This is a genomic window from [Bacillus] enclensis (genome assembly GCF_001456935.1).
Lineage (GTDB): Bacteria > Bacillota > Bacilli > Bacillales > Bacillaceae_B > Rossellomorea > Rossellomorea enclensis.
Genome location: NZ_KQ758483.1, coordinates 350,744 through 372,391 on the forward strand (window position 1 = coordinate 350,744; position 21,648 = coordinate 372,391).

A 21,648-nucleotide genomic window follows, 5' to 3' on the forward strand; every position below is an offset into this window, starting at 1 on the left:
CTGGAAATCATTCATATTTCCAATGCTGCTTTGAGTCCATCCAAATCGAACCCGGTTATGACTGTATCGTCTACGGTGATTGTAGGAGTCGAATAGGCCTTTAACTGTTTTATTAAGTAATCTCTTGCTTCGTTGTCTTCCTTAATATTTTTTTCAATGTACTCGATTTTATATTCTTTCATGAAAAGCTTGACCACCTCACATGGAGGACAATCAGGCTGTGTGTACAACGTAACATGTTTCAACGTTTCATTTCTCCTTTCTTGGTTAAAAAATCGACGATCCCCATCGCTGAAACCTTCATGTCGAGTTTCAATAAGTTAAACATGGGGTGATCCGGATCAGCACCGCTGCGGAAGAATGAAGTTTTCACCATGTTAAAAAGCTCAATGGAAAGCTTCTCAACATTCTCATTGAAAGAGGCATTGGAAGAAAACACTGTTTCGGCCATGGCCATGAACTGATCCAGCCACACTTCAACTTCGCTTAAAGCATGGGCCGGTTCTTCTGACATGCCGTAATGCCCAAAGTAGATTCGTTTCAAGTCTTTGCCCTTGAAAAACTGAATGGAATCCTTCATGTCACCAGGGCTGAATTGGTTTGGGGAAGTGGAAGGGAGATAAAAGGATTTTCCTTCAGTCCGGTACTGTATTCCACAGGTATCACCTGTGAACATACCTTCTGACACTGGATCGTAAATGCTTAAATGATGTTTGGCATGACCAGGTGTGTCATAAAAGGTAAGCGTACATGTCTCACTGAGTCTTAAAGTGTCCCCGTGCCCCTTAACCACCATCCGTTCTTTTGGTATGGGTTTGATTGGAGAAAATAATCGTTCGAAATCATCTCCGTAAACCGCTTTAGCACCTGCAGCCAGCCTGGATGGATCATTCAGGTGCCTGTACCCTTTTGGGTGGACGACTATTGTCGCTGAAGGGCACTCTTCCAGGAACAGACCTGCTCCTCCGGCATGATCTAAATGGATGTGGGTCAGAATTATGTATTGAATATCTTCTAATTTAATGTTTAACTTAGAGAGACCTTTTTTTAGATAAGGAATTGAGGGACTGGCAGATGTTTCAATGATCGTAAGCGATTCTTCGTGAATGATATAGCTTCCGGTACGTCCTTTTAATGACAAATCCATCAGGTCGACTAATGATATCCTTGAATCCAAATGCTCGATACACATCGTAACAAATCCTTTCTTAACAGTTATCTTTCTTTTCATTATATAGGATTTTTCAGGTGATTAGGGCAAAACATTAGATTTAACAGGATAGAATTTGGTACAATGCAAAAGCTATGAAAAAAGAAATAGAACAGGAAAGGAGAGACTGCTTATGTCTCAGCTTCTTGGAATCATACAAAGATTAAAGACATTGCAAGAACAAGGTGAACAAGGGGAAACTCAACAGCGTTTTTTTGAATACAACGGAAAGAAGATCTGTGAGGTAAAGTATCTGCCGAAACAGGATACCTTTGAAATTGAAGTCATGAATGAAAAAGGGAGCAGTTTTCCTTTTGACAACATCGACATCACGGCAATCGAAATTTATGAATTGCTGCAGGAAGCAAATCAAGAATAATACAAAGATAACCAGATGAGATCTTAATCTTATTTGGTTATTTTTTTTGGATTCTACCCATTTATTGTAATTTAGGATTGATTATTACAACATTTTTCTGTTCATGTGTTAAAATTAATTTGGCACTTGCTGAAAAATTGATATTTAAAACAACATGATTTTAAAAAAAGTAACAAGGTAAATGAAACATTAAAAATGAGGGGTTTTGCATGATTTCATTGAATAGTAAGGAATTTTTAGAAACGAACATTAAAGATTTTATCATTCCATCAGAGAAAGTCGCTCATGTCCAGATCGGGAACTCCCTGGAACATGCCTTGCTGCTTCTCACTAAGAGCGGATATTCTTCTATACCCATATTGGATCCCGCATTTCGTTTGCAAGGACTTATCAGTTCCTCGTTAATAACAGATGCAGTGCTGGGGCTCGAGCGCTTTGAATTTGAAAGGCTTGAATCAATGAAAGTTGAAGAAGTGATGACGGGGGAATTCCCTTCCATTTCGCTGGGTTCTGATTTTAAGAAAGCACTAGAGCTGCTGATCAATCATCCTTTTCTGTGTGTGATATCAGAAAATGATTCATTTGAAGGGATTTTGACAAGAAGAGTGATGTTGAAGCAGTTAAAACGCAATATCTATACCTCCTGATATTTTTTGGGGGAGATTATATGGAGGGCAGGGTGAACCTGCTTGCAGAGCGGGGAGGATGGCATTACGTGTCATCCTCTTTCAATGAAGAATGATGTAAGGAGAACGATATGAGTAGTTTGGGGAAGAAAGCTATTAAACAGACAAAAAAACCATATGTACTGGGAGCAGTAATGCTTGCAATGTTTATGGGAGCGATTGAAGCTACGATCGTTTCTACCGCCATGCCAGCGATCGTAGGGGATCTGGGTGGTTTCTCACTTTACAGTTGGGTATTTTCTGCATATTTATTAATGAATGCTGTTACGGTATTGATCTATGGGAAGCTATCGGATCTTTTTGGGAGGAAACCGATCATTACAGTGGGCATCATCATTTTCCTGATTGGTTCGATCCTTTGCGGGTTTTCCCAATCAATGACACAGCTCATCGTGTTCAGGTTTATTCAAGGTTTCGGTGCCGGCGCGGTGCTCCCTATGGCAACGACGATCGTCGGTGACATTTATTCAAAAGAGGAACGTGCAAAAATACAAGGCTATCTGTCGAGTGTCTGGGGGATTTCGGCAATCAGCGGACCGCTCATCGGAGGAATTCTTGTAGAATATGTGAGCTGGCGGTTTGTCTTTTGGATCAATATCCCGTTGGGAATCCTCGCCATTGCAGGCCTATGGTTATTCCTGCATGAGGATATAGAGAAGAAGAAACCTGTAATTGATTACGGCGGTGCCGCATTGCTTGTGCTGACCGTATCCACATTAATGTTTGTACTGGTAGAAGGGGGTGTGCGCCTGCCGTGGGATTCCTGGCAGACGATCTTTCTGATCGGTTTGTCTGTCACGGGTCTGGCTGTGTTTGTTTATCATGAAATGAGGACACCCCAGCCTATGATGCCATTTGATTTGTGGAAAGTAAGGTCCATTCTCGTAGCGAATGTGGTGTCACTTACTACTGGTATCATGCTTATTGGGATTTCGAGTTTTCTTCCCGCCTTTGTACAGGGAGTCATGGAAAGAAGCGCTACTGTTGCTGGATTCACCCTCACAGCCATGTCGATAGGCTGGCCGATTTCAGCGACGATTGCAGGGCGGCTGCTGATAAAGGCCGGTTATTTCATCACCTCTTTGATTGGGGGGATTGCACTCGTGGCGGGTGCTGCTGTCTTTGTGTTTATGCAGCCTTCATACGGGCCGTTATGGGCAGCATCAGGCTCCTTTTTAATCGGGGTCGGGATGGGGCTTTCATCCACGGCTTTTATCGTTTCCATCCAGTCCACTGTCGAATGGAAGGTAAGGGGCATCGCGACAGCAACGAATATGTTTATGAGAAACCTTGGGACCACGATAGGTGCAGCACTCCTTGGAGGGATCCTGAACAGCAGATTGCAGGACTATCTCCAAAAGACGAATTCAGACAGTGATCTATCAATAGATGGGGTGAATGCTTTATTAAGCGAATCAGAGAGGGCAGCAATGAGCCCCGAGCTGATACAAACTCTTCAGGACGGTTTGACATCATCACTACACACCGTCTACCTTGTCGTCCTTCTCTTTGCAGTATTCAGTCTTATCGGAATCATTTTCATCCCAAAAGACAAGGGCTTAAAGAAATAGGCGGAGTCCAACTTGTAAGATAAGGATCAACGTAATGATATTCAATAAGATCCCAGCTTGTTTAATGGAGATTTTAGATGCCAATCTGACAGAGAGCTGAGCGCCGATCAAAGCACCAAAAGCAAAAGGGACCGCAGTCATCCAGTCGACATGGCCATTGACCAAATACATGATGAATGCCCCAAGGCAGCTGACAAAGGTCTGGAACCTCGTCAATGCAACGGTCTTTAAATAAGAGAAACCGTGCCTTAAATATGTGTACATGAGGATAGTGGCCTGGCCGGGGCCGAATAATCCGTCATAGCTGCTGATCAAAAAAAGTTTACCAAAAGGAAGCTTATGTTCTTCTGCTGCTTTTTCAGTCTTGTTTCTTTTTAATATGCTTAAGAGCAATGCACCCAATAAGAAGAAAAAAGCCATCCATTCGAGCACTTCCGGGTCTATCTTGTCTGAAAGGAGAGCTCCTGCAAGTCCGCCTGTAATGGCAATCGGGACGATGGGGAGGCATTCTTTCAGGGTTATTTTACGATCTTTAAGCAAGTAAACAAAGCTTGATGATGAACTGATGATATTTGAAAATTTTGCAGTCGCTATACTGGTGTGGACAGGGATGCCGAGAAGCAGCATCATCGGCATGCCGATCAACCCCCCGCTTCCTGCAAGTGTCCCGATAAAAGCGACAGTCATACCTGTTGCAAACAATAGCAGTTCCATTTTTCCCACCTCGCCGTTCTTTGTACTTATAGTGTATTCCAATATAAACGATAATGAAATTTTAATTATTTTAAGATATAATATAAGAAAAACTTATGAGGTAATGAGCATGGCATTTACGGAATATCAATTACTGCAAGTATTAGCCCAGGAAATGAATATGAGAAAAGCAGCCGAAAGACTGTTTGTCTCTCAGCCTGCGCTATCTCAGCGGCTGCAAAATATCGAAAAAGAATGGGGGACCAAACTTTTCCTCCGCTCACAAAAAGGATTGTCGCTGACCCCGGCCGGTGAGCTTGTCGTCAGGTTGGCAGAAGAAATGCTAGGGAAGCAGGAACTTGTGAAAGAACAGATCCAGGCACTTGAAAATGAGGTTCACGGTACATTAAAGATTGCCTGTGCGTCGATTGTCGGTCAGAACTGGCTGCCGAAAGTCCTGAAGCGCTTTGTCGAGACCTATCCCCACGCAAAAATATCTCTTATGACAGGGTGGAGCAGCGAAATCCTGAAGGCAATCTATGAGGATGAGGTCCATATCGGTATCATAAGGGGAACGCCAGATTGGAAAGGCCCGAAACATCATTTATTCCAGGACACTTTGTACTTGGTGGATCGTGAAATCCAGTCAATTGAAGAAGTGATGAAAACAGACAGACCGTTCATACAATTCAAGAGTGATTCGAATTACTATCAGGAAATACAGGAATGGTGGCACCGACAGTTCCAGACGACCCCGAAACGCACTATCGTAGTGGATCAGATCGAGACTTGCAAACAGATGACCCTGAATGGAATCGGATATGCCATACTGCCTGCAATCACTCTTGATGATGGGATGGAAGAAAATATATATAAAATTCCACTGGTCGATGATCATGATGCCCTCATTCACAGGGATACCTGGCTGCTCGGCTACGAGTATGCTTTTGAACTCAGGCAGGTCAGTGCATTTGTTGAGGTCGTAAAGGAATTCCTTGATGGAAATTCACAATAAACAGGATTTTGGGTTGTCTTCTACCCTTTAATTTGTTAAAGTAATTCAAGAAAGAATCTGAATTTATACATAACTTTGGAGGGGAAATGCATGAAAATGATGGATGCAAACGAAATTATTTCGTTTATTCAAAATAGTACAAAATCAACACCTGTAAAGGTTTATGTGAAAGGGGAATTGGACGGAATCGATTTTGGCGCTTCCTCTCAAACATTCATTGATGGAAAGACAGGGGTTGTATTCGGAGAGTGGAATGAACTTTCCAAGGTACTTAAAGATAACAGTGATAAAATTGAGGATTATGTACTTGAAAATGACCGCAGGAACTCAGCGATCCCACTGTTGGATTTAAAAAGTGTCAAAGCGCGTATCGAACCTGGTGCCATCATCCGTGATCAGGTCGAAATCGGAGAAAACTGCGTCATCATGATGGGCTCAGTCATTAATATCGGGTCAGTCGTAGGTGCAGGGACGATGATCGATATGAATGTGGTCCTAGGCGGAAGGGCCACAGTAGGTAAGAACTGCCATATTGGTGCAGGAGCCGTGCTTGCAGGTGTCATCGAGCCGCCTTCAGCAAAACCGGTCATCATTGAAGATGATGTAGTGATCGGGGCGAATGCCGTGGTATTGGAAGGCGTAACAGTCGGCAAAGGATCAGTGGTCGCAGCGGGTGCAGTAGTCGTTGATGATGTGGCACCATATACGGTTGTAGCAGGCACGCCTGCCAAAAAGCTTAAAGACATCGATGACAAGACCAAATCAAAAACTGAAATCAAACAGGAGCTTCGTCAGCTGTAAACGACTGTCGAAAAAGCTGGAATTCATATTTTAGAAACACTCTCATGAAAGAACGGGCGGAAAGAAAAATCTTTCGTCTGTTCTTTTTGTCTAGAGTGGTGACAGAAAGGCAGGGTGCGGCAGGATGATTGCTAAAGATTTCAAGACCATCAGAAGAGACCTTCACAAAATCCCGGAACTGGGATTTCAAGAATTCAAGACACAGAAGTATTTGATTGATTACATTACAGATTTGCCTGCACATCGATATGAGTTGAAGAAATGGAAGACAGGCCTGCTTGTAAAAGTGCCGGGTACAAACCCTTCAAGAGTCATCGGTTACCGTTCCGATATAGACGGACTGCCGATCAAGGAAGAAACAGGTCTGGAGTTCCATTCCACTCATGAAGGAAGGATGCACGCATGCGGCCACGACCTTCATATGTCCATTGCACTTGGCGTACTGACACATTTTGTTCAGTCCCCTATAGAAGATGATTTGCTGTTCATTTTTCAGCCGGCAGAAGAAGGACCCGGAGGAGCACAGCCCATGCTGGATAGTTCCGAGTTGAACGAATGGATGCCCGATGCCATTTTCGCGTTGCACATTGCACCCGAATATGAAGTCGGCACGGTGGCGATAAAAGAAGGGCTGCTGTTTGCCAACACATCTGAATTGTTCATCACATTCAAGGGGAAAGGAGGGCATGCTGCTTATCCCCATCAAACCAAAGATATGATTGTAGCTGCTTCTTATTTTGTAACACAGCTTCAGTCAATCGTATCAAGGAATGTGGATCCGCTTGACAGTGCGGTCATTACGATTGGAAAGATGGAAAGCGGCACCGTCCAAAATATCATTGCCGAAACAGCCACCCTCGAAGGTACTATCCGTACACTTTCCCCCAAATCGATGAAAAGTGTGAAAACGAGGCTGGAAGCTTTGGTCGAAGGCATGAAAATCAGTTATGACTGTGATATTGAAGTTGATTACGGCAGCATGTATCAGCAAGTGTACAACGATCCCAAATGGACGAAGGACTTCGTTACGTTTATTGAGAAAACAGAAAACAGGAATCTTGTTATCTGCAAAGAAGCCATGACCGGAGAAGATTTTGGCTATATGCTGGAGAAAATACCTGGGTTTATGTTTTGGCTGGGTGTGAATTCTCCATACGGCCTGCATCATTCTAAACTCGTTCCGGATGAAGGCGCGATTGATTTTGCCATCTCGTTATTGACGGACTATTTCGAATCACTGAATGGAAAGAATTAAAGGAAAAGGTCCGGAGCCGTTAGTATCGGCGCCGGACCTTTTTGTTATTGCTCTTTCTTTTCAATATAGACTTGATGAGGGAATGGAATTTCAATACCGTTTTGATCGAGAGCTTCTTTTAATGCTTTACGAAGCTTTCTTTCTACACCCCACTGTTCCATATTCCTCGTCTTCCCGATAATGCGGAGCACCACATCGGAGGCTCCCAGAGTCTGAACCCCGACGACATTCGGACCTTCCACAATGTTGTCGTCTTCCCGGGCAATCCTGTCGCACACTTCCTGCATGACTACCATTGCCTTATCGATGTCATCATCATACGAAATCCCTATATCCACAAGTGCACGCATATTCCCTCTGGAATGATTGCTGACACTGGTGATTTCCCTGTTAGGAACGTAATGAAGCGTGCCATCGAATCCCCGGATATGAGTAGTGCGGAGACCAACCTCTTCTACGATACCTGAGAAATTCCCAGTGCTGACATAGTCGCCGACGTCGACTTGTTTTTCTAAAAGAATGAAGAAGCCTGTCACCACATCACTGACTAGTCCCTGGGCGCCGAATCCAACTGCAAGACCGACGATTCCGGCACCTGCAAGGATCGCCGTTACCTGAATGCCGAATATCTGTAAAATTGTAACAAAAAAGATAAAAATCAGGACATATCCTACAATGTTTTTACTGAGGCTTTGGAGCGTCTGTGCTCTGCCTGCGGAAACGTCATTTCTTTTACTATACTTATCAAATATTCTTTCAATCACTTTGTTTGCAGCTGCCTTTACCATTATGAAGGCAATCCAGATAGCAAGTATCTGCAAGGCGCCTATTCCTATAGTGACAAGAAGCCCGCCCCAATTGAAATTGGCAATCCTGTCGCCTAAAACATTTAATCCAAGTATGTAATCCAATCCAAACATCCTTTCCAATAAAATTATGAACCTTTATAGTATACACATTGACAGATGGGTTATGTCAAAGAAGAAACCTGTCAACAGCCTATAGATTTATTCCCCTCCTGTATGGAGATAAACAACTTTCGCAGAACAGAATATCCAACAGAATGATTAGAATGTATCGGTCAAACGACCGATTTTTCAAGAAAAGTTTATTTATAGAATAGGCTTATAAAACAAAATATTATTTTATATTGTTCCAGCAGTTGATTGTAGTGCAAGACGAAGATTCCTGCGGGAAGAGTAGCTTATGTGAGACCTGTCTAGCAACGGGGCTTAGAGGCACATGTTCATAAGTCAACTCGTCCAAGAAGGCAAAGAACGCCTTCTTGGACGATTCGCCTTATGCCACCCGCCTCTGAGCAAAGCCCCTCCGCTTTTCCTTCCCGCAGGAACGCAGTGACGAGGAGGCTTACGGGCTACCCGCGGAAAGCGTAGTCTTGCCCGGAAATCAACTGCGGTATAGAGAAGATTATCTATAAGTATGTGAAACAATAATAAATAAAAACAATTCACAAAAAAGTAAAAAATTCTAAAAAAAGGGTAGATAAATATTTCGAAAGCCGATATATTTAATAATACGTCGTTTTTACGCACCCAGGGGAAGGGAGAGGAATTATGGAAACATTCAAAAAATTAAAAGCCTATTATTGGCCGTATAAGAAGTACTTTTTCATTTCAATGTTCTTCTTATTATTTGTAACGGGGATTACCGTTGTATATCCAATCATTCTTCAAAAAACCATTGATGATGTCATTTTAAAAGGGAACTATAAATGGATCCCATATCTTGCATTTGGATTCGTCGGCATCATGATATTGAAGGGAATCACCACATTCGTTCAGCAGTATTGCGGTGACCTGTTCGGAATCACTTCCGTTTACAGACTGAGGAATGAATTATATGAAAAACTGCAATTCCTGCCATTCAGTTATTATGATAATGCAAAGACAGGGGATCTGATGTCACGCTTGACGGCAGACGTTGAATCATTCCGCTTTTTCCTGTCATTCGGTTTCACGGAACTTTTACGTTTCTTCCTATTAATCAGTGTCAGCTTTGGAGTCATGTTCTATTATTCTCCGTCACTAACATTTGTGACACTGGTTTCACTGCCATTCCTGGCAATTGCCGTCTATAAATTTGATAAAGCTGTCCACCCTGCTTTCAGGGGAATCCGTAAATCATTCGGGAAGCTGAATACGAATGTACAGGAGAATATCAGCGGTATCAATACAGTCAAGTCTCTTTCACGTGAAGAGTACCAAATCAGTAAGTTCAACACGTCGAATGGAGACTACAAAGATAGATATCTGTTTACGTCAGATATTTGGGCAAAATATTTCCCGTTAATGGAGTTCCTGGGGAATGTCAGTGTTGTCACGCTCCTTGCTTATGGCGGATACCTCGTCATGAACGGCGGCCTCCAGCCCGGTGAACTTGTGGCGTTCTACAGCCTTGTCTGGTATATCATCTGGCCGATCATGAACCTCGGATTCACCATCAATCTATTCTCACAATCAAAAGCTTCGGGAGAACGCTTGCTGGAGATCCTTGAAGTCGATGAAAAAATCAAAGACCATGACGATGTGATCAATGTAGACAGGATGAAAGGTGAAGTGGAATTCAATCACGTAACCTTAAATTATACAGAACATGATGAAGCAGCCCTGGAGGATATCTCCTTTAAAGCCGCAAGCGGGAAAGTCATCGGGCTGATCGGGGGAACCGGATCAGGTAAAACGAGTATCACCCAGTTAATGACCCGATTCTATGAACCTACTAATGGCGAAATACTAATTGATGGAAAGGCGCTGGATGATTACTCTTTAAAATCCCTTCGCAACAATATCGGGGTTGTACTTCAAGAGTCATTCCTGTTTTCATCAACGATCAAGGCGAACATTTCATATGGCCGTCCCGAAGCGTCGATGGAAGACATCATTGAAGCAGCCAAGATGGCACAGGCGCATGACTTCATCACCGAGCTTCCTGATGGTTATGATACAAGACTCGGGGAGAGGGGACTCGGCCTGTCCGGCGGGCAGAAACAGCGAATTGCCATCGCACGCGCGCTCTGCACCGACCCATCGATCCTGATCCTTGACGATGCAACCAGTGCAGTGGATATGGAAACAGAATTCAGAATCCAAAAGGCACTCAAAAATGTCATGTCCGACCGAACGACCTTCATCATTGCACACCGTATTTCTTCATTGAAACATGCCGATGAGATACTCGTGCTGGAAAATGGAAAAATCGTCGAGCGTGGCGTGCATGACTTCCTGCTCAAAAACAATGGACCTTATCAGCGCATTTACGATATTCAATACAAAGACCAAAAAAAAATACTCCAGGCACAAGGAAGGTAGGTGAGGGGAATGAGTAAGAAAACGAAAGTGAATAAGAATGTCTTAAGCCGGTTTCATTATTCGACCGACCAGGCAATCGACAAACCCTTCAACTGGGAACAACTCTGGCGTTTGCTGACCTATTTAAAGCCATACTCAAAGAGACTGCTTCCCCTGTCGATCGTCACCGTCTTGATTACAACCGCGATCCGGCTGATCATCCCGATCCTGATTGGTGTATACACGCTTGACAAAGCGATCAGGCAGAAGGATGGAACACTTCTCTTTACACTGGTCGGCATCATTGCCGGACTCTATGTCATCAATTATATCGCCAATGTCCTACGGATACGCTGGATGAATCAGCTCGGGCAGGGTGTCATATATGACTTGAGGAAGCATTTGTTCAGTCACGTACAGTGGCTCTCACACCGCTTCTTCGACCAGCGATCGGCAGGTTCGATCCTTGTCCGGATCATGAATGACATCAACTCCCTTCAGGAACTGTTCACGAACGGGGTCATCAACCTGCTGATGGACATCATCCTGCTTGCCGGGATCATTGTTATCCTGTTTACGCTCAGTCCGGAACTTACATTGGCCGTTATGGTCATTCTTCCGATCATGTTCTTCATTTCAACCAGCCTGCGGAAAAAAATCCGCAGGTCCTGGCAAGACGTGAGGATCAAGCAGGCTAAACTGAATTCTCATTTGAATGAGAGCATACAGGGGATACGTGTCACTCAATCATTCACCCAGGAAAAAGAAAACATGGCTTTCTTCGATGGAGTGAATACAGAAACGTACGACAGCTGGAAAACAGCCACAAAGAAAAATGCGATGTTCAGGCCTATGGTGGAATTGACAAATGCCGTAGGTACAGCAGTGCTGATCTGGTATGGGGTACATCTTATCCAGGGAGGCTCACTGCAACTTGGGGAGTTTGTTTCATTTGCATTCTACCTGGGGATGTTCTGGGAACCGATTTCAAGGCTGGGGCAGGTTTACAATCAGCTTCTTATCGGTATGGCGTCCTCCGAACGTATCTTTGAATTTCTCGATGAGCAGCCTATTGTCAATGAAAAACAAAACGCTATCGAGTTGAATGATATCAAGGGAAGAATACAATTTGAAGATGTGGAATTCTCTTACGACGATAAGAGAAAAGCCCTGAAGAGCATCAATCTTGAAATGAAGGCAGGACAGACCGTCGCACTGGTAGGGCACACCGGTTCGGGTAAAACAACCATTGCGAATCTGATCAGCCGCTTCTACGATCCTACTAAAGGAGAAGTAAAGGTTGACGGTGTCAATCTGCGTGAAGTGACCGTCGCAAGCCTGCGCAGCCAAATCAGCATTGTACTTCAGGATACATTTATCTTTTCGGGAACGATCAAGGATAACATCCGCTTCGGGAGACCGGACGCCACGGATGAAGAAGTCCGCGCAGCTGCAGAAGCTATAGGAGCGAATGAATTCATCGAGAAACTCTCAGACAGCTACGAAACGGAAGTTGAAGAACGAGGAAACGTTTTATCCGTCGGAGAAAGACAGCTGCTGTCGTTCGCCCGCGCCCTGCTGGCAAATCCGCGAATCATCATCCTGGATGAAGCCACAGCTTCCATCGACACAGAAACTGAAGTCAAGATTCAAAACGCATTGAAAAAATTGCTGGCAGGACGAACGGCAATCATCATTGCACACCGTCTATCGACAATTCGTGAATCCGACAAAATCTTTGTACTGGAACACGGCAAGATCAAAGAATCCGGCAATCATGATGAACTCATGGAACAAGAAGGCGATTATTACGAATTGGTGAAGTCGCAGTTTAGGATGTTGGATGCTATGTAGTTTCATTCGATATATTAATTGGGGGACCCTGCACTTTTGGTGTGGGGTTTTTGAATGGAGCAGTGGTGTCGCGGGATTTGATGGATTGTGTCGAATTGTCGGTAAGTGCCTGTTGTTTGTTGGTAAACCCTGAAAAACGTTGATACCAGCTTCATTTTTGTTGGCAATTCCGAAAAAACGTTGGTAAATCCCAAATTTTGTTGATAACGCAAAGTTCCCTGTTTATTGCATCCGACAAACTCACTGATTCCTACAATATTGTTGAAGTACGTTAATTTGGCCGCCTTATTCAGGCGGATTTCAATTAAAAACAAACTAAATTCACCAATAATAAAGGGTATTGGTACCTGTATGGAGAAAAGAAAACAAACAAGTAAGTGAAAAATTATAAACAAAGGAGTGGAAAAGTGATACTCAGAGAAAGACCCGTCCCCGAAACGATCCTATATAACGAAGCTGCATTAAAAAGACTCCCGCCGCTATCAGATCTTCGCCCCCAAATAGAAGAATCCCTATTGAAAGCACGTGCAGGCTACTCTGGTGAATGTAGAGTAGACCGATTGTTAAGTATTATAGATTCAAAGGATACTTATATTATTCATGATTTATGCCTGCAAACAGGCAGTACCTATATTCAGATTGATACATTGATACTGACGAAATATTTGGCTCTCATCCTTGAGATTAAAAATATTTCAGGCAGGATTAAAATCTCCCCTGAATTCGGTCAAATAGAAAGAATAATTAATGGAGAGATAACGGCTTTCCCCAGCCCAATCGCTCAGTGTAAAAAATACAAGATTCACTTGAAGAACTGGTTAAAGAAAATGAAGCTGCCCAGCCTTCCCATAGAGTTTTTGGTTGTTTTTACAAACCCCTCGTCAATACTTTCAGCATCTCCCCACGATACAGAAGTAGTTCATAAAGTGTTGAGGATAGAAAACCTCCTTCCTAAAATTCAGGAACTAATGAATACCTCCAATTCTCACTTTATCGAAGAAAAGGAATTGAGACGCACTTCAAAAATGCTCTTAAAAGAGCACCGGCCATATCCAATTAATAAATTCCAAGTCGATTACATTAAAGGTATTCAGTGCACGAGATGTAAAGAATTTTCGATGGTTAGAAATAAGGCTTCCTGACTTTGTGCTCCATGCGGATCGTATGATAAAAGAGCCCATATGCAGGCATTTAATGATTATTTTCTTCTCATGGGTCCTGAAATTACAAATCATGACGCCAGGGACTTCCTCCAAATCTCATCGCCCCGCCTCGCTCAATATCTATTAAAGTCCATGGCTTTTATTTCAAGCGGATCAGGGAGAGGGACTAAGTATTCTCAACCAAATTGACTTTCCTTTAAATAAATAATTAAAACGGCAAGGGAGCATCCCCCAAACCAATCCCTTGCCCAACCCCAAAAACCAACCTATACTAAAATCAAACAAAAGTTTGTGAAATATGTCACAAAATATACATGTTCAACACTTCACAAACTCATGGATAGGTTTTATAATAACCATTAAGTGATAAATAGTAAGTATTCGCTATTAACTGTCAGGGGGATATAATTATGGAATTAGATAGTGTGATTTTGAGCAGGATGCTGACATCCACCACCCTTGCGTTTCATATAATTTTTGCAACGATCGGGGTAGGTGTACCGATAATGATTTCGATTGCCGAGTTCATGGGGATCAAGCGGAATGATCCTCATTATACTTTATTGGCAAGAAGATGGGCGCGCGGGTTTACGATCACGGTTGCTGTTGGGGTAGTCACGGGCACGGCGATAGGTCTTCAGCTGTCGATGCTTTGGCCGGCTTTCATGCAGGTTGCCGGACAGGTTATTGCGCTGCCTTTGTTTATGGAAACATTTGCGTTTTTCTTTGAGGCAATTTTTCTAGGAATCTATTTATATACGTGGGACCGTTTTAAGAATAAGTGGATTCACTGGCTGTTGACGATTCCGGTCATGATCGGATCTTCTGCTTCTGCTTTGTTCATTACGACGGTCAATGCGTTCATGAATACACCGCAGGGATTTGAACTCAGTAATGGGAAAGCGATCAATATCGACCCGATAGCTGCCATGCTGAACCCGGCGACTCCTACAAAAGTCTTTCATGTTCTGACTACAGCATACTTGACTTCAGCGTTGATTTTGGCAGGTATCACGGCCTTTACGATTTTAAAGAAGAAGGGTAGCGAGTATCACAAAAAGGCTTTGCGTTTAACGATGGTATCTGCCCTTATCTTTGCCTTTGCGACCGCTTTGGCAGGGGATTTATCTGCAAAGTTCCTTGCAGAGTATCAGCCTGAAAAACTTGCTGCAGCAGAATGGCATTTCGAAACTGAAAAAAATGCCGACTTGATTGTATTCGGTACGCTGGATGAAAACAATGAGGTTCATAACGAGATCAGGCTGCCTGGATTCCTCAGCTTTCTGGCAGGGAGTTCGTTTGAACATGAGGTAATCGGATTGAATGAAACGCCTGAAGATGAAAGACCGCCGTTGTGGATTCATTATTTATTTGATGGCATGGTCTCTATAGGATTTTTCAGTATTTTCATTTCAGGTTTGTTCATTCTCTTTTGGAAATGGAAAAAGCGGAATGAATGGAATAAGCCGCTTTTATGGGGGATCGTTGCCAGTGGTCCGCTCGCCATGCTGGCCATTGAATTCGGATGGATTTATGCGGAGGTCGGCCGCCAGCCTTGGATCTTACGAGGATACATGAAGGTTGCGGACGCAGCGACAAAGGCAGACGGTGTTGGCTTGACGTTCGCACTATTTGTAGGATTATACATTCTGCTCGGTATTCTATGTGTTGTAGTGTTAATCAAGATGTTCAAGAATAAACCGGCGGAAGCGGAGTTGGAACAACGATTTCCTAAACGTACAAAATAACCCTGACAAGCCTTTTCAACGAAACGAAATGAAAGGGGCTGGTAAGGATGTTGAGAGGGAGGAATGGCTATGAGTTTGGAAATAGTGGGGATCACAGTTTTGTGGATTTTCCTTTATGGTTATCTAATAGTGGCTTCCATCGATTTTGGCGCCGGATTCTTTGCTTTTTATGGAAGGTTGAAGAATAAGGAGCATACATTGAATGAGTTGATCAGCCGGTACTTGTCACCTGTATGGGAAGTGACGAATGTTTTCTTTGTATTCTTTTTTGTGGGACTTGTCGGTTTCTTTCCGGATACAGCCTATTATTACGGGACAGCACTTTTGATCCCGGGGAGCATCGCAATTATTTTGCTTGCCATACGGGGGAGCTTTTATGCGTTCAATAATTACGGTTCCAAGGAAAATATCATTTATCTTTTTCTTTATGGTGCAACAGGATTATTGATTCCCGCGTCGCTTTCTACAGCTTTGACGATTTCAGAAGGAGGTTTCCTCAAGGTCACGGACGGGAAGGTGGAGTTCCTGGCTGGAGAACTGTTTACAAGTCCTTATTCCTGGAGCGTAGTCGTATTGTCTATTGTTTCAGTGTTGTTTATTAGTGCGGCTTTTTTGACTTACTACGCAGATCGGGCGGGGGATATGGATTCAAGGGAGGTATTGAGGAAGTTTTCGTTATTCTGGAGTCCTCCTACTATCCTTGCAAGTTTCTTAGTATTTGTCGGACTGAGGGAACATAATCAGGAACACTTCACAAATGCGCTTGATATCTGGTGGATGTTCGGGCTGTCACTTCTCAGCTTCCTGGCGGCATCGTTCTTGATTTACAAACGAAAGAAATTCGGAACTGCTTTTGTGCTTGTGATGTTTCAATTCTTCTTTGCATTCTTCGGCTACGGAGCATCCCACTTGCCTTATATCTTGAAGCCTTATATTACGATTGAATCCAGTGTGACAAATCCAACGATGGGGATGGCGCTCGTGATTGCATTCGTGGCAGGGCTTTTGCTGCTGATTCCTTCACTGATTTTATTGATGAGATTGTTTTTATTTGATGCAGACTACGTAAAAGGTAAAAAATGACGTGTTCTATATAATTTGAAAGAAAAAGCGGGGAATTCCTTACGTCTGTAAGATTCTCCGCTTTTTTCAAGACAATAATCGAATTTCCGATATACTTCATGGTAATATATAGGTAGTATGGTACTGGAAAATCTGGGGGAATGAAGATGAAAAAAGAATTTGTGGTAATCGGGTTGGGCCGGTTCGGCGGAAGCATCGTGCGGTCGCTGACCGAACAGGGGATGGAAGTAATGGCCATCGATCAGGACGAAGACAAGGTCAATGAATTTTCGTCCATTGCTTCCCACGCCGTTATGGCTGATTCAACGGATGAATCGGTATTAAAAAGTCTGGGGATCAAAAATTTCGACCATGTGATCGTTGCGATCGGGGATGACATTCAGTCCAGTATCCTGACAACGCTTATGCTGAAAGAAATAGGTGTGGAAAAGATAACCGTAAAGGCACAAAATGACTATCATGAAAAAGTCCTCAGGAAAATCGGGGCGAATCAGGTTGTCCATCCTGAAAGGGATATGGGCAGGAGGATTGCTCACAATATTGTCTCCAATAACGTATTGGATTATCTTGAACTCTCAGATGAACACTCGATTGTCGAAATTGTCGCAAATGATCATCTGGCGGGGAATACGCTGAGCAGCCTTGACATACGGGCCAGATACGGTATTAATATTGTTGCAGTTAAACGTGACCGTGACATCATTGTTTCTCCACAGGCGGACGAGGAAATCAGAGTGGGGGATATCTTGATTGTAATTGGTGCGGATTCTGATATCAATCGGTTTGAAAAGAAGGTATTTTCAGTTTAATATTTTGAGGTTATCTATGAAAGAAAAAGGCACAGAGTGAAGTCACTCTGTGCCTTTTTAATATTATACTTCCATGATGATCGGGAGGATCATTGGACGGCGTTTTGTTTTTTCATATAAGAATGGAGCCAGGGTATCAGTGATTTCATTCTTGATTTCAGACCATTGTGATGTTCTTCTTTCCAGTACTTTGTTTAAATGCTTGGCAATCAGATTCTGTGCTTCGTTGATGAGATCGCCGGATTCACGCATATAAACGAATCCTCTGGAAATCAGGTCCGGGCCTGACGCAATTTTGAATTCTTTCATATCGATGCTTACGACTACGATGACTAGGCCTTCCTCAGAAAGGATGCGGCGGTCGCGCAATACGATGTTACCGATGTCCCCGATTCCGCTTCCATCAATGTAGACATTCCCAGAAGGGATCTTACCTGCCACTTGTGCAGAGTCATTGCTTAATGCAAGCACTTCTCCATTATCCATGATGAAGCAGTTTTCTTCACGCACTCCGCAATCGACACCGAGCTGGGCATGCATTTTCTGCATTCTGAACTCACCGTGGATCGGCATGAAGAATGTTGGATTCATGAGGCGCAGCATCAATTTCATTTCTTCCTGTCCGCCGTGACCTGATGTATGAATGTCACTTAGAGGTCCATGAATGACCTCGGCTCCGGCACGGAACAGCATATTGATCGTGCGGTTTACACTGATCGTGTTCCCTGGGATCGGGGAAGATGAGAATACGACGGTATCGCCAGGCTGAATTTGTATCTGGCGGTGAGTACCATTCGCAATCCTTGATAAGGCAGCCATCGGCTCACCTTGAGAACCTGTGCAAAGTATCGCTACTTCATTGGCAGGCAAACGATTGATCTGATTGTGTTCTATGAATGTATCTTTAGGTGCTCTGATATATCCTAATTCCTGTCCGATGGTGATGGCTGCTTCCATACTGCGGCCAAATACGGCTACTTTACGGTTATGGTAAACAGCTGCTTCAACCACCTGTTGAAGGCGGTGAATGTTTGAAGCGAATGTAGCAAAGATGACACGTCCGTCAACCTTACGGAAGATATCATTGATGCTTTCTCCGACTTTGCGTTCCGACATTGTGAAGTTTGGAACTTCAGCATTCGTACTGTCGGACAACAGGCAAAGCACGCCTTCTTTTCCGATTTCAGCCATTTTAGCGAGGTTCGCGGGCTCGCCGACAGGTGTGAAGTCGAATTTAAAGTCTCCAGTGTGAACGACATTCCCAGGTGGTGTCTTAACGACGATTCCATAAGAATCCGGGATACTGTGAGTTGTTCTGAAGAAAGTGACGGATGTTTTACGGAACTTGATCACATCATCTTCCTGGATGACATTAAGCTTGGCATTTCTTAATAAACCGTGTTCTTCAAGTTTATTCTTAATAAGGCCAAGAGCAAGTTTGCCGCCGTAGATCGGGATATTCAATTCCCTCAGAAGATATGGGATCCCTCCGATATGGTCTTCGTGGCCATGAGTGACGAAGAGTCCTTTGATCTTATCCGCGTTCTTTACAAGGTATGTGTAATCAGGAATTACATAATCAATACCGAGCAGCTCATCTTCAGGGAACTTGATCCCTGCGTCGATTAAAATGATTTCATCTTGAAACTGTACGCCATATGTGTTTTTACCGATTTCACCTAAACCGCCAAGGGCAAATACTGCGGTTTGGTCATTCTTCACAAATTTCATCCGATTATTTCTCCAGCTCGAAAGATTGATGTTCTTGTTCGTACTCTAAAAAAGCGCCCTCTAGCTTCTGTACGAATTCGATGTTGTAAGGTTTGTCTTTAAGTTTTAGGCGTACTTCTCTTTCTGATTCTGCTTCCATGTAAAGTGAATTTGTGCATTCGCGAACAGGCACTTCAGCTTTACTGTCTTGATAAAATACTTTGAAAATCATGTTTTTTCTCTCTCCTTATCCGTTTTCAAAAAATCTAACTTTCATCTATGATAAAAAAGTTATCAACTATATCCGCAGGGCAGACACAAGCCTGCCTCTCATTCAAGGGGTAATTCTTCCCTTAAGTCTTCTATAAATAAACAATAATAAAATGTAATCTACAATGATAGTATTGATTATGTATGTTTTGATTATAAAGGATTCTTGCAAGTAAATAAAGTTTTTCGAAGAACCACTGGTGATATATCCATGTAAATAAGAGAGGGACCGAAACCAAAGGAGACGACAAAAGTGCTCGTAATTGGCCTCAGTCCCTAAACGTATCACATTCTTTTATATCTGCAAGAAACTAGTGTAAAAGGGAGTCAGTCTAAGCGATTGTTTTTCTTTTGAGAATATCTTTCCATTGTTTTAAGAGCTTTTTCCTCAGCTTCTTTAACATATGGCTCACTCCTTATTATTAGTTTACCGAGAATGTGCAATGAAGTAAAGGTGCAATCAAGCTAACGTCTCTATTGTCTTACTTATAGTGTACGGAATTTTTAGATTCTCTTACATGGATAAGTATGGTAATGGCGGTGTGATCTAGTAGTTTGACAATTGATTTTGAAAGGTTTACGTTATTTAACGAATATTTTAAAAGAGGTAAAAGGAGATCAGTCATGAAAAAAATCGTTTTCTTTGATATAGATGGGACTTTGCTTGACCATGATAAAAAACTTCCCGATGCGACAAAAGAGGCAATCAAGACCCTTCAGGATAATGGAATATATGTAGCCATCGCGACAGGCAGGGCTCCTTTCATGTATGAGGGCTTAAGGGAAGAGCTCGGAATTGAGTCCTTTGTTTCGTTCAACGGGCAATATGTCGTTTTTGAAAACCAGGTAATCTATACAAATCCTCTTGATGTCGGAAAACTGGAGGAACTGCTTGAAGACAGCAAAAGAAGTGAACATCCTGTCGTTCATTTGAACCATGAAACGATGAAAGCGAATCATGAACACCACAGGTTTATTGAAGAAAGCATGGGGAGCCTGAAATTTCCTCACCCCGGCTATTCACCCGACTTCTACAAAGGCCGTGATATATACCAGTCACTGCTATTCTGTACGGAGGAAGAGGAGAGTTTCTACAGGAAAAAGTATAAGGAATTCACTTTCATCCGCTGGCATCAATATTCAATGGATATTCTTCCGGCAGGAGGTTCGAAAGCGGAGGGAATTAAGAAAATGATCGATCGTCTCGGCTTCGAGATGGAAGATGTATATGCATTTGGAGACGGCCTAAATGATATTGAAATGCTGCAATCAGTAGGAACCGGGATTGCGATGGGCAATGCTGTCACCGAAGTACAGAAGCATGCTGATTTGATAACAAAGCCTGTAGATGAAGATGGCATCTTTTTCGGCCTTAAAGAACTTGAACTTATATAAAATGGAAAGGACGCATCCGGGGTGGGTGCGTCCTTTGCTTTCCCGCGGCTTTGTGAGTTACCTTTCTATAGGCAAAGCACCCGGGATCGGTTCGAATGGATTCTCTTCATTGATATGATCGTAGAACATGATTCCGTTCAAGTGGTCGATTTCATGTTGAAATACGATGGCAGGAAGTCCTCTCAGTCTCAGTTTCACTTCTTCCCCGTTGATGTTCCATCCCTTTACGGTTACGCGGGCGTAACGCGGAACCAGACCAGGAACCTGACGATCGACTGACAAACAGCCTTCCCCGGAAGTCAGATATGCTTTTTCAACGGAATGGCTGATAATTTTAGGGTTGAATAAAGCATGGCTGTAAAGCGTCCCTTTTTCATCGATAACATTTACAGCAAGCATTTTCTTGGATACATTTATCTGAGGGGCGGCAAGGCCGATTCCTGGTCTTAAACCGTATTTACTTGCGACTTCCGGATCCTGACTGTTGACTACATATTCAAGAAGACTCCTCAATACCTCCTTGTCCTCTTCCGTAGGGGGCAGTGTTACTTCTTCAGCCACTTTGCGGAGAGTGGGATGCCCTTCGCGGATGATGTCCTTCATCGTTATCATAAATCTTCCTCCTTACGACAAACAGCGGCGCTGTAATAAAAGTGATTATTTTGTACTCAGTAAGAATATATGTATTTACATCTAAT

At 43.1% G+C, this 21,648-nt stretch carries 20 protein-coding genes; 13 read left to right on the forward strand and 7 right to left on the reverse strand.

Going from position 1 to position 21,648, the window contains the following annotated elements:
• Window positions 1-11: 11 nt before the first annotated feature.
• The gene (locus AS034_RS09450) at window positions 12-245 is read right to left on the reverse strand and encodes a glutaredoxin family protein (protein WP_032089037.1); all 234 of its coding nucleotides are present in this window, start codon (window positions 243-245) and stop codon (window positions 12-14) included.
• Complete coding sequence (locus tag AS034_RS09455) at window positions 242-1,192, reverse strand: MBL fold metallo-hydrolase (RefSeq protein WP_058298328.1); 951 nt, start codon at window positions 1,190-1,192, stop codon at window positions 242-244. Before AS034_RS09455 ends, AS034_RS09450 begins: the two co-directional genes overlap by 4 nt.
• Before the next feature lie 151 nt (window positions 1,193-1,343).
• On the opposite strand from AS034_RS09455, the gene AS034_RS09460 reads away from it, so the two are divergent.
• From AS034_RS09460 to AS034_RS09470, 3 genes are all read left to right on the forward strand, one after another.
• Window positions 1,344-1,589, forward strand: coding sequence for a YkuJ family protein (locus AS034_RS09460; protein WP_032089035.1), 246 nt, complete (start codon window positions 1,344-1,346; stop codon window positions 1,587-1,589).
• Window positions 1,590-1,798: 209 nt separating this feature from the next.
• A complete protein-coding gene (gene cbpB, locus AS034_RS09465; RefSeq protein WP_058298329.1) occupies window positions 1,799-2,236 on the forward strand; it encodes a cyclic-di-AMP-binding protein CbpB in 438 nt (145 codons plus the stop codon).
• A gap of 110 nt (window positions 2,237-2,346) precedes the next feature.
• On the forward strand, window positions 2,347-3,846 hold the full coding sequence (locus AS034_RS09470; RefSeq protein ID WP_058298330.1) for an MDR family MFS transporter: 1,500 nt from the start codon (window positions 2,347-2,349) through the stop codon (window positions 3,844-3,846).
• Here the strand turns inward: AS034_RS09470 and AS034_RS09475 are convergent.
• On the reverse strand, window positions 3,835-4,560 hold the full coding sequence (locus AS034_RS09475) for a sulfite exporter TauE/SafE family protein (RefSeq protein ID WP_058298331.1): 726 nt from the start codon (window positions 4,558-4,560) through the stop codon (window positions 3,835-3,837). The genes AS034_RS09470 and AS034_RS09475 overlap by 12 nt on opposite strands.
• 109 nt (window positions 4,561-4,669) lie before the next feature.
• On the opposite strand from AS034_RS09475, the gene AS034_RS09480 reads away from it, so the two are divergent.
• The 3 genes from AS034_RS09480 (at window position 4,670) to AS034_RS09490 (ending at window position 7,610) form a co-directional block, all read left to right on the forward strand.
• On the forward strand, window positions 4,670-5,554 hold the full coding sequence (locus AS034_RS09480) for a LysR family transcriptional regulator (RefSeq protein WP_058298332.1): 885 nt from the start codon (window positions 4,670-4,672) through the stop codon (window positions 5,552-5,554).
• A gap of 90 nt (window positions 5,555-5,644) precedes the next feature.
• Entirely contained in the window at window positions 5,645-6,355 is a 711-nt protein-coding gene (gene dapD, locus AS034_RS09485) for a 2,3,4,5-tetrahydropyridine-2,6-dicarboxylate N-acetyltransferase (protein WP_058298333.1), read from the forward strand.
• Between the two features lie 124 nt (window positions 6,356-6,479).
• Complete coding sequence (locus AS034_RS09490) at window positions 6,480-7,610, forward strand: N-acetyldiaminopimelate deacetylase (RefSeq protein WP_058298334.1); 1,131 nt, start codon at window positions 6,480-6,482, stop codon at window positions 7,608-7,610.
• Between the two features lie 44 nt (window positions 7,611-7,654).
• Here AS034_RS09490 and AS034_RS09495 read toward each other — a convergent pair whose 3' ends face one another.
• Window positions 7,655-8,521 (reverse strand): mechanosensitive ion channel family protein, encoded by an 867-nt coding sequence (locus tag AS034_RS09495; RefSeq protein WP_232353977.1) that lies wholly within the window; start codon window positions 8,519-8,521, stop codon window positions 7,655-7,657.
• A 663-nt stretch (window positions 8,522-9,184) separates the two neighbouring features.
• On the opposite strand from AS034_RS09495, the gene AS034_RS09500 reads away from it, so the two are divergent.
• The 6 genes from AS034_RS09500 to AS034_RS09525 all read left to right on the forward strand — a co-directional run bounded on the left by AS034_RS09500 (window position 9,185) and on the right by AS034_RS09525 (window position 17,575).
• The gene (locus AS034_RS09500) at window positions 9,185-10,939 is read left to right on the forward strand and encodes an ABC transporter ATP-binding protein (RefSeq protein WP_058298335.1); all 1,755 of its coding nucleotides are present in this window, start codon (window positions 9,185-9,187) and stop codon (window positions 10,937-10,939) included.
• Window positions 10,940-10,948: 9 nt separating this feature from the next.
• Window positions 10,949-12,772: an ABC transporter ATP-binding protein gene (locus tag AS034_RS09505; RefSeq protein WP_058298336.1), complete on the forward strand. Its 1,824-nt coding sequence runs from the start codon at window positions 10,949-10,951 to the stop codon at window positions 12,770-12,772.
• A gap of 407 nt (window positions 12,773-13,179) precedes the next feature.
• Window positions 13,180-13,914 (forward strand): nuclease-related domain-containing protein, encoded by a 735-nt coding sequence (locus tag AS034_RS09510; protein ID WP_058298337.1) that lies wholly within the window; start codon window positions 13,180-13,182, stop codon window positions 13,912-13,914.
• Between the two features lie 431 nt (window positions 13,915-14,345).
• The gene (locus AS034_RS09515; protein ID WP_058298338.1) at window positions 14,346-15,683 is read left to right on the forward strand and encodes a cytochrome ubiquinol oxidase subunit I; all 1,338 of its coding nucleotides are present in this window, start codon (window positions 14,346-14,348) and stop codon (window positions 15,681-15,683) included.
• A 69-nt stretch (window positions 15,684-15,752) separates the two neighbouring features.
• Window positions 15,753-16,766 (forward strand): cytochrome d ubiquinol oxidase subunit II, encoded by a 1,014-nt coding sequence (locus tag AS034_RS09520; RefSeq protein ID WP_032089019.1) that lies wholly within the window; start codon window positions 15,753-15,755, stop codon window positions 16,764-16,766.
• 146 nt (window positions 16,767-16,912) lie between these two features.
• Complete coding sequence (locus AS034_RS09525; protein WP_032089018.1) at window positions 16,913-17,575, forward strand: potassium channel family protein; 663 nt, start codon at window positions 16,913-16,915, stop codon at window positions 17,573-17,575.
• A 63-nt stretch (window positions 17,576-17,638) separates the two neighbouring features.
• On the opposite strand, the gene rnjA is transcribed toward AS034_RS09525, so the two are convergent.
• Both rnjA and AS034_RS09535 read right to left on the reverse strand, forming a co-directional pair.
• Window positions 17,639-19,306, reverse strand: coding sequence for a ribonuclease J1 (gene rnjA, locus AS034_RS09530; RefSeq protein WP_032089017.1), 1,668 nt, complete (start codon window positions 19,304-19,306; stop codon window positions 17,639-17,641).
• Between the two features lie 4 nt (window positions 19,307-19,310).
• The gene (locus AS034_RS09535; protein ID WP_032089016.1) at window positions 19,311-19,517 is read right to left on the reverse strand and encodes a DNA-dependent RNA polymerase subunit epsilon; all 207 of its coding nucleotides are present in this window, start codon (window positions 19,515-19,517) and stop codon (window positions 19,311-19,313) included.
• Between the two features lie 662 nt (window positions 19,518-20,179).
• On the opposite strand from AS034_RS09535, the gene AS034_RS09540 reads away from it, so the two are divergent.
• The gene (locus AS034_RS09540) at window positions 20,180-20,950 is read left to right on the forward strand and encodes a Cof-type HAD-IIB family hydrolase (protein ID WP_058298339.1); all 771 of its coding nucleotides are present in this window, start codon (window positions 20,180-20,182) and stop codon (window positions 20,948-20,950) included.
• A 57-nt stretch (window positions 20,951-21,007) separates the two neighbouring features.
• Here AS034_RS09540 and def read toward each other — a convergent pair whose 3' ends face one another.
• Window positions 21,008-21,562 carry a peptide deformylase gene (gene def, locus AS034_RS09545; protein WP_032089014.1) on the reverse strand — a complete coding sequence of 185 codons (555 nt, stop codon included), beginning with the start codon at window positions 21,560-21,562 and terminating at the stop codon, window positions 21,008-21,010.
• Between the last annotated feature and the right edge of the window lie 86 nt (window positions 21,563-21,648).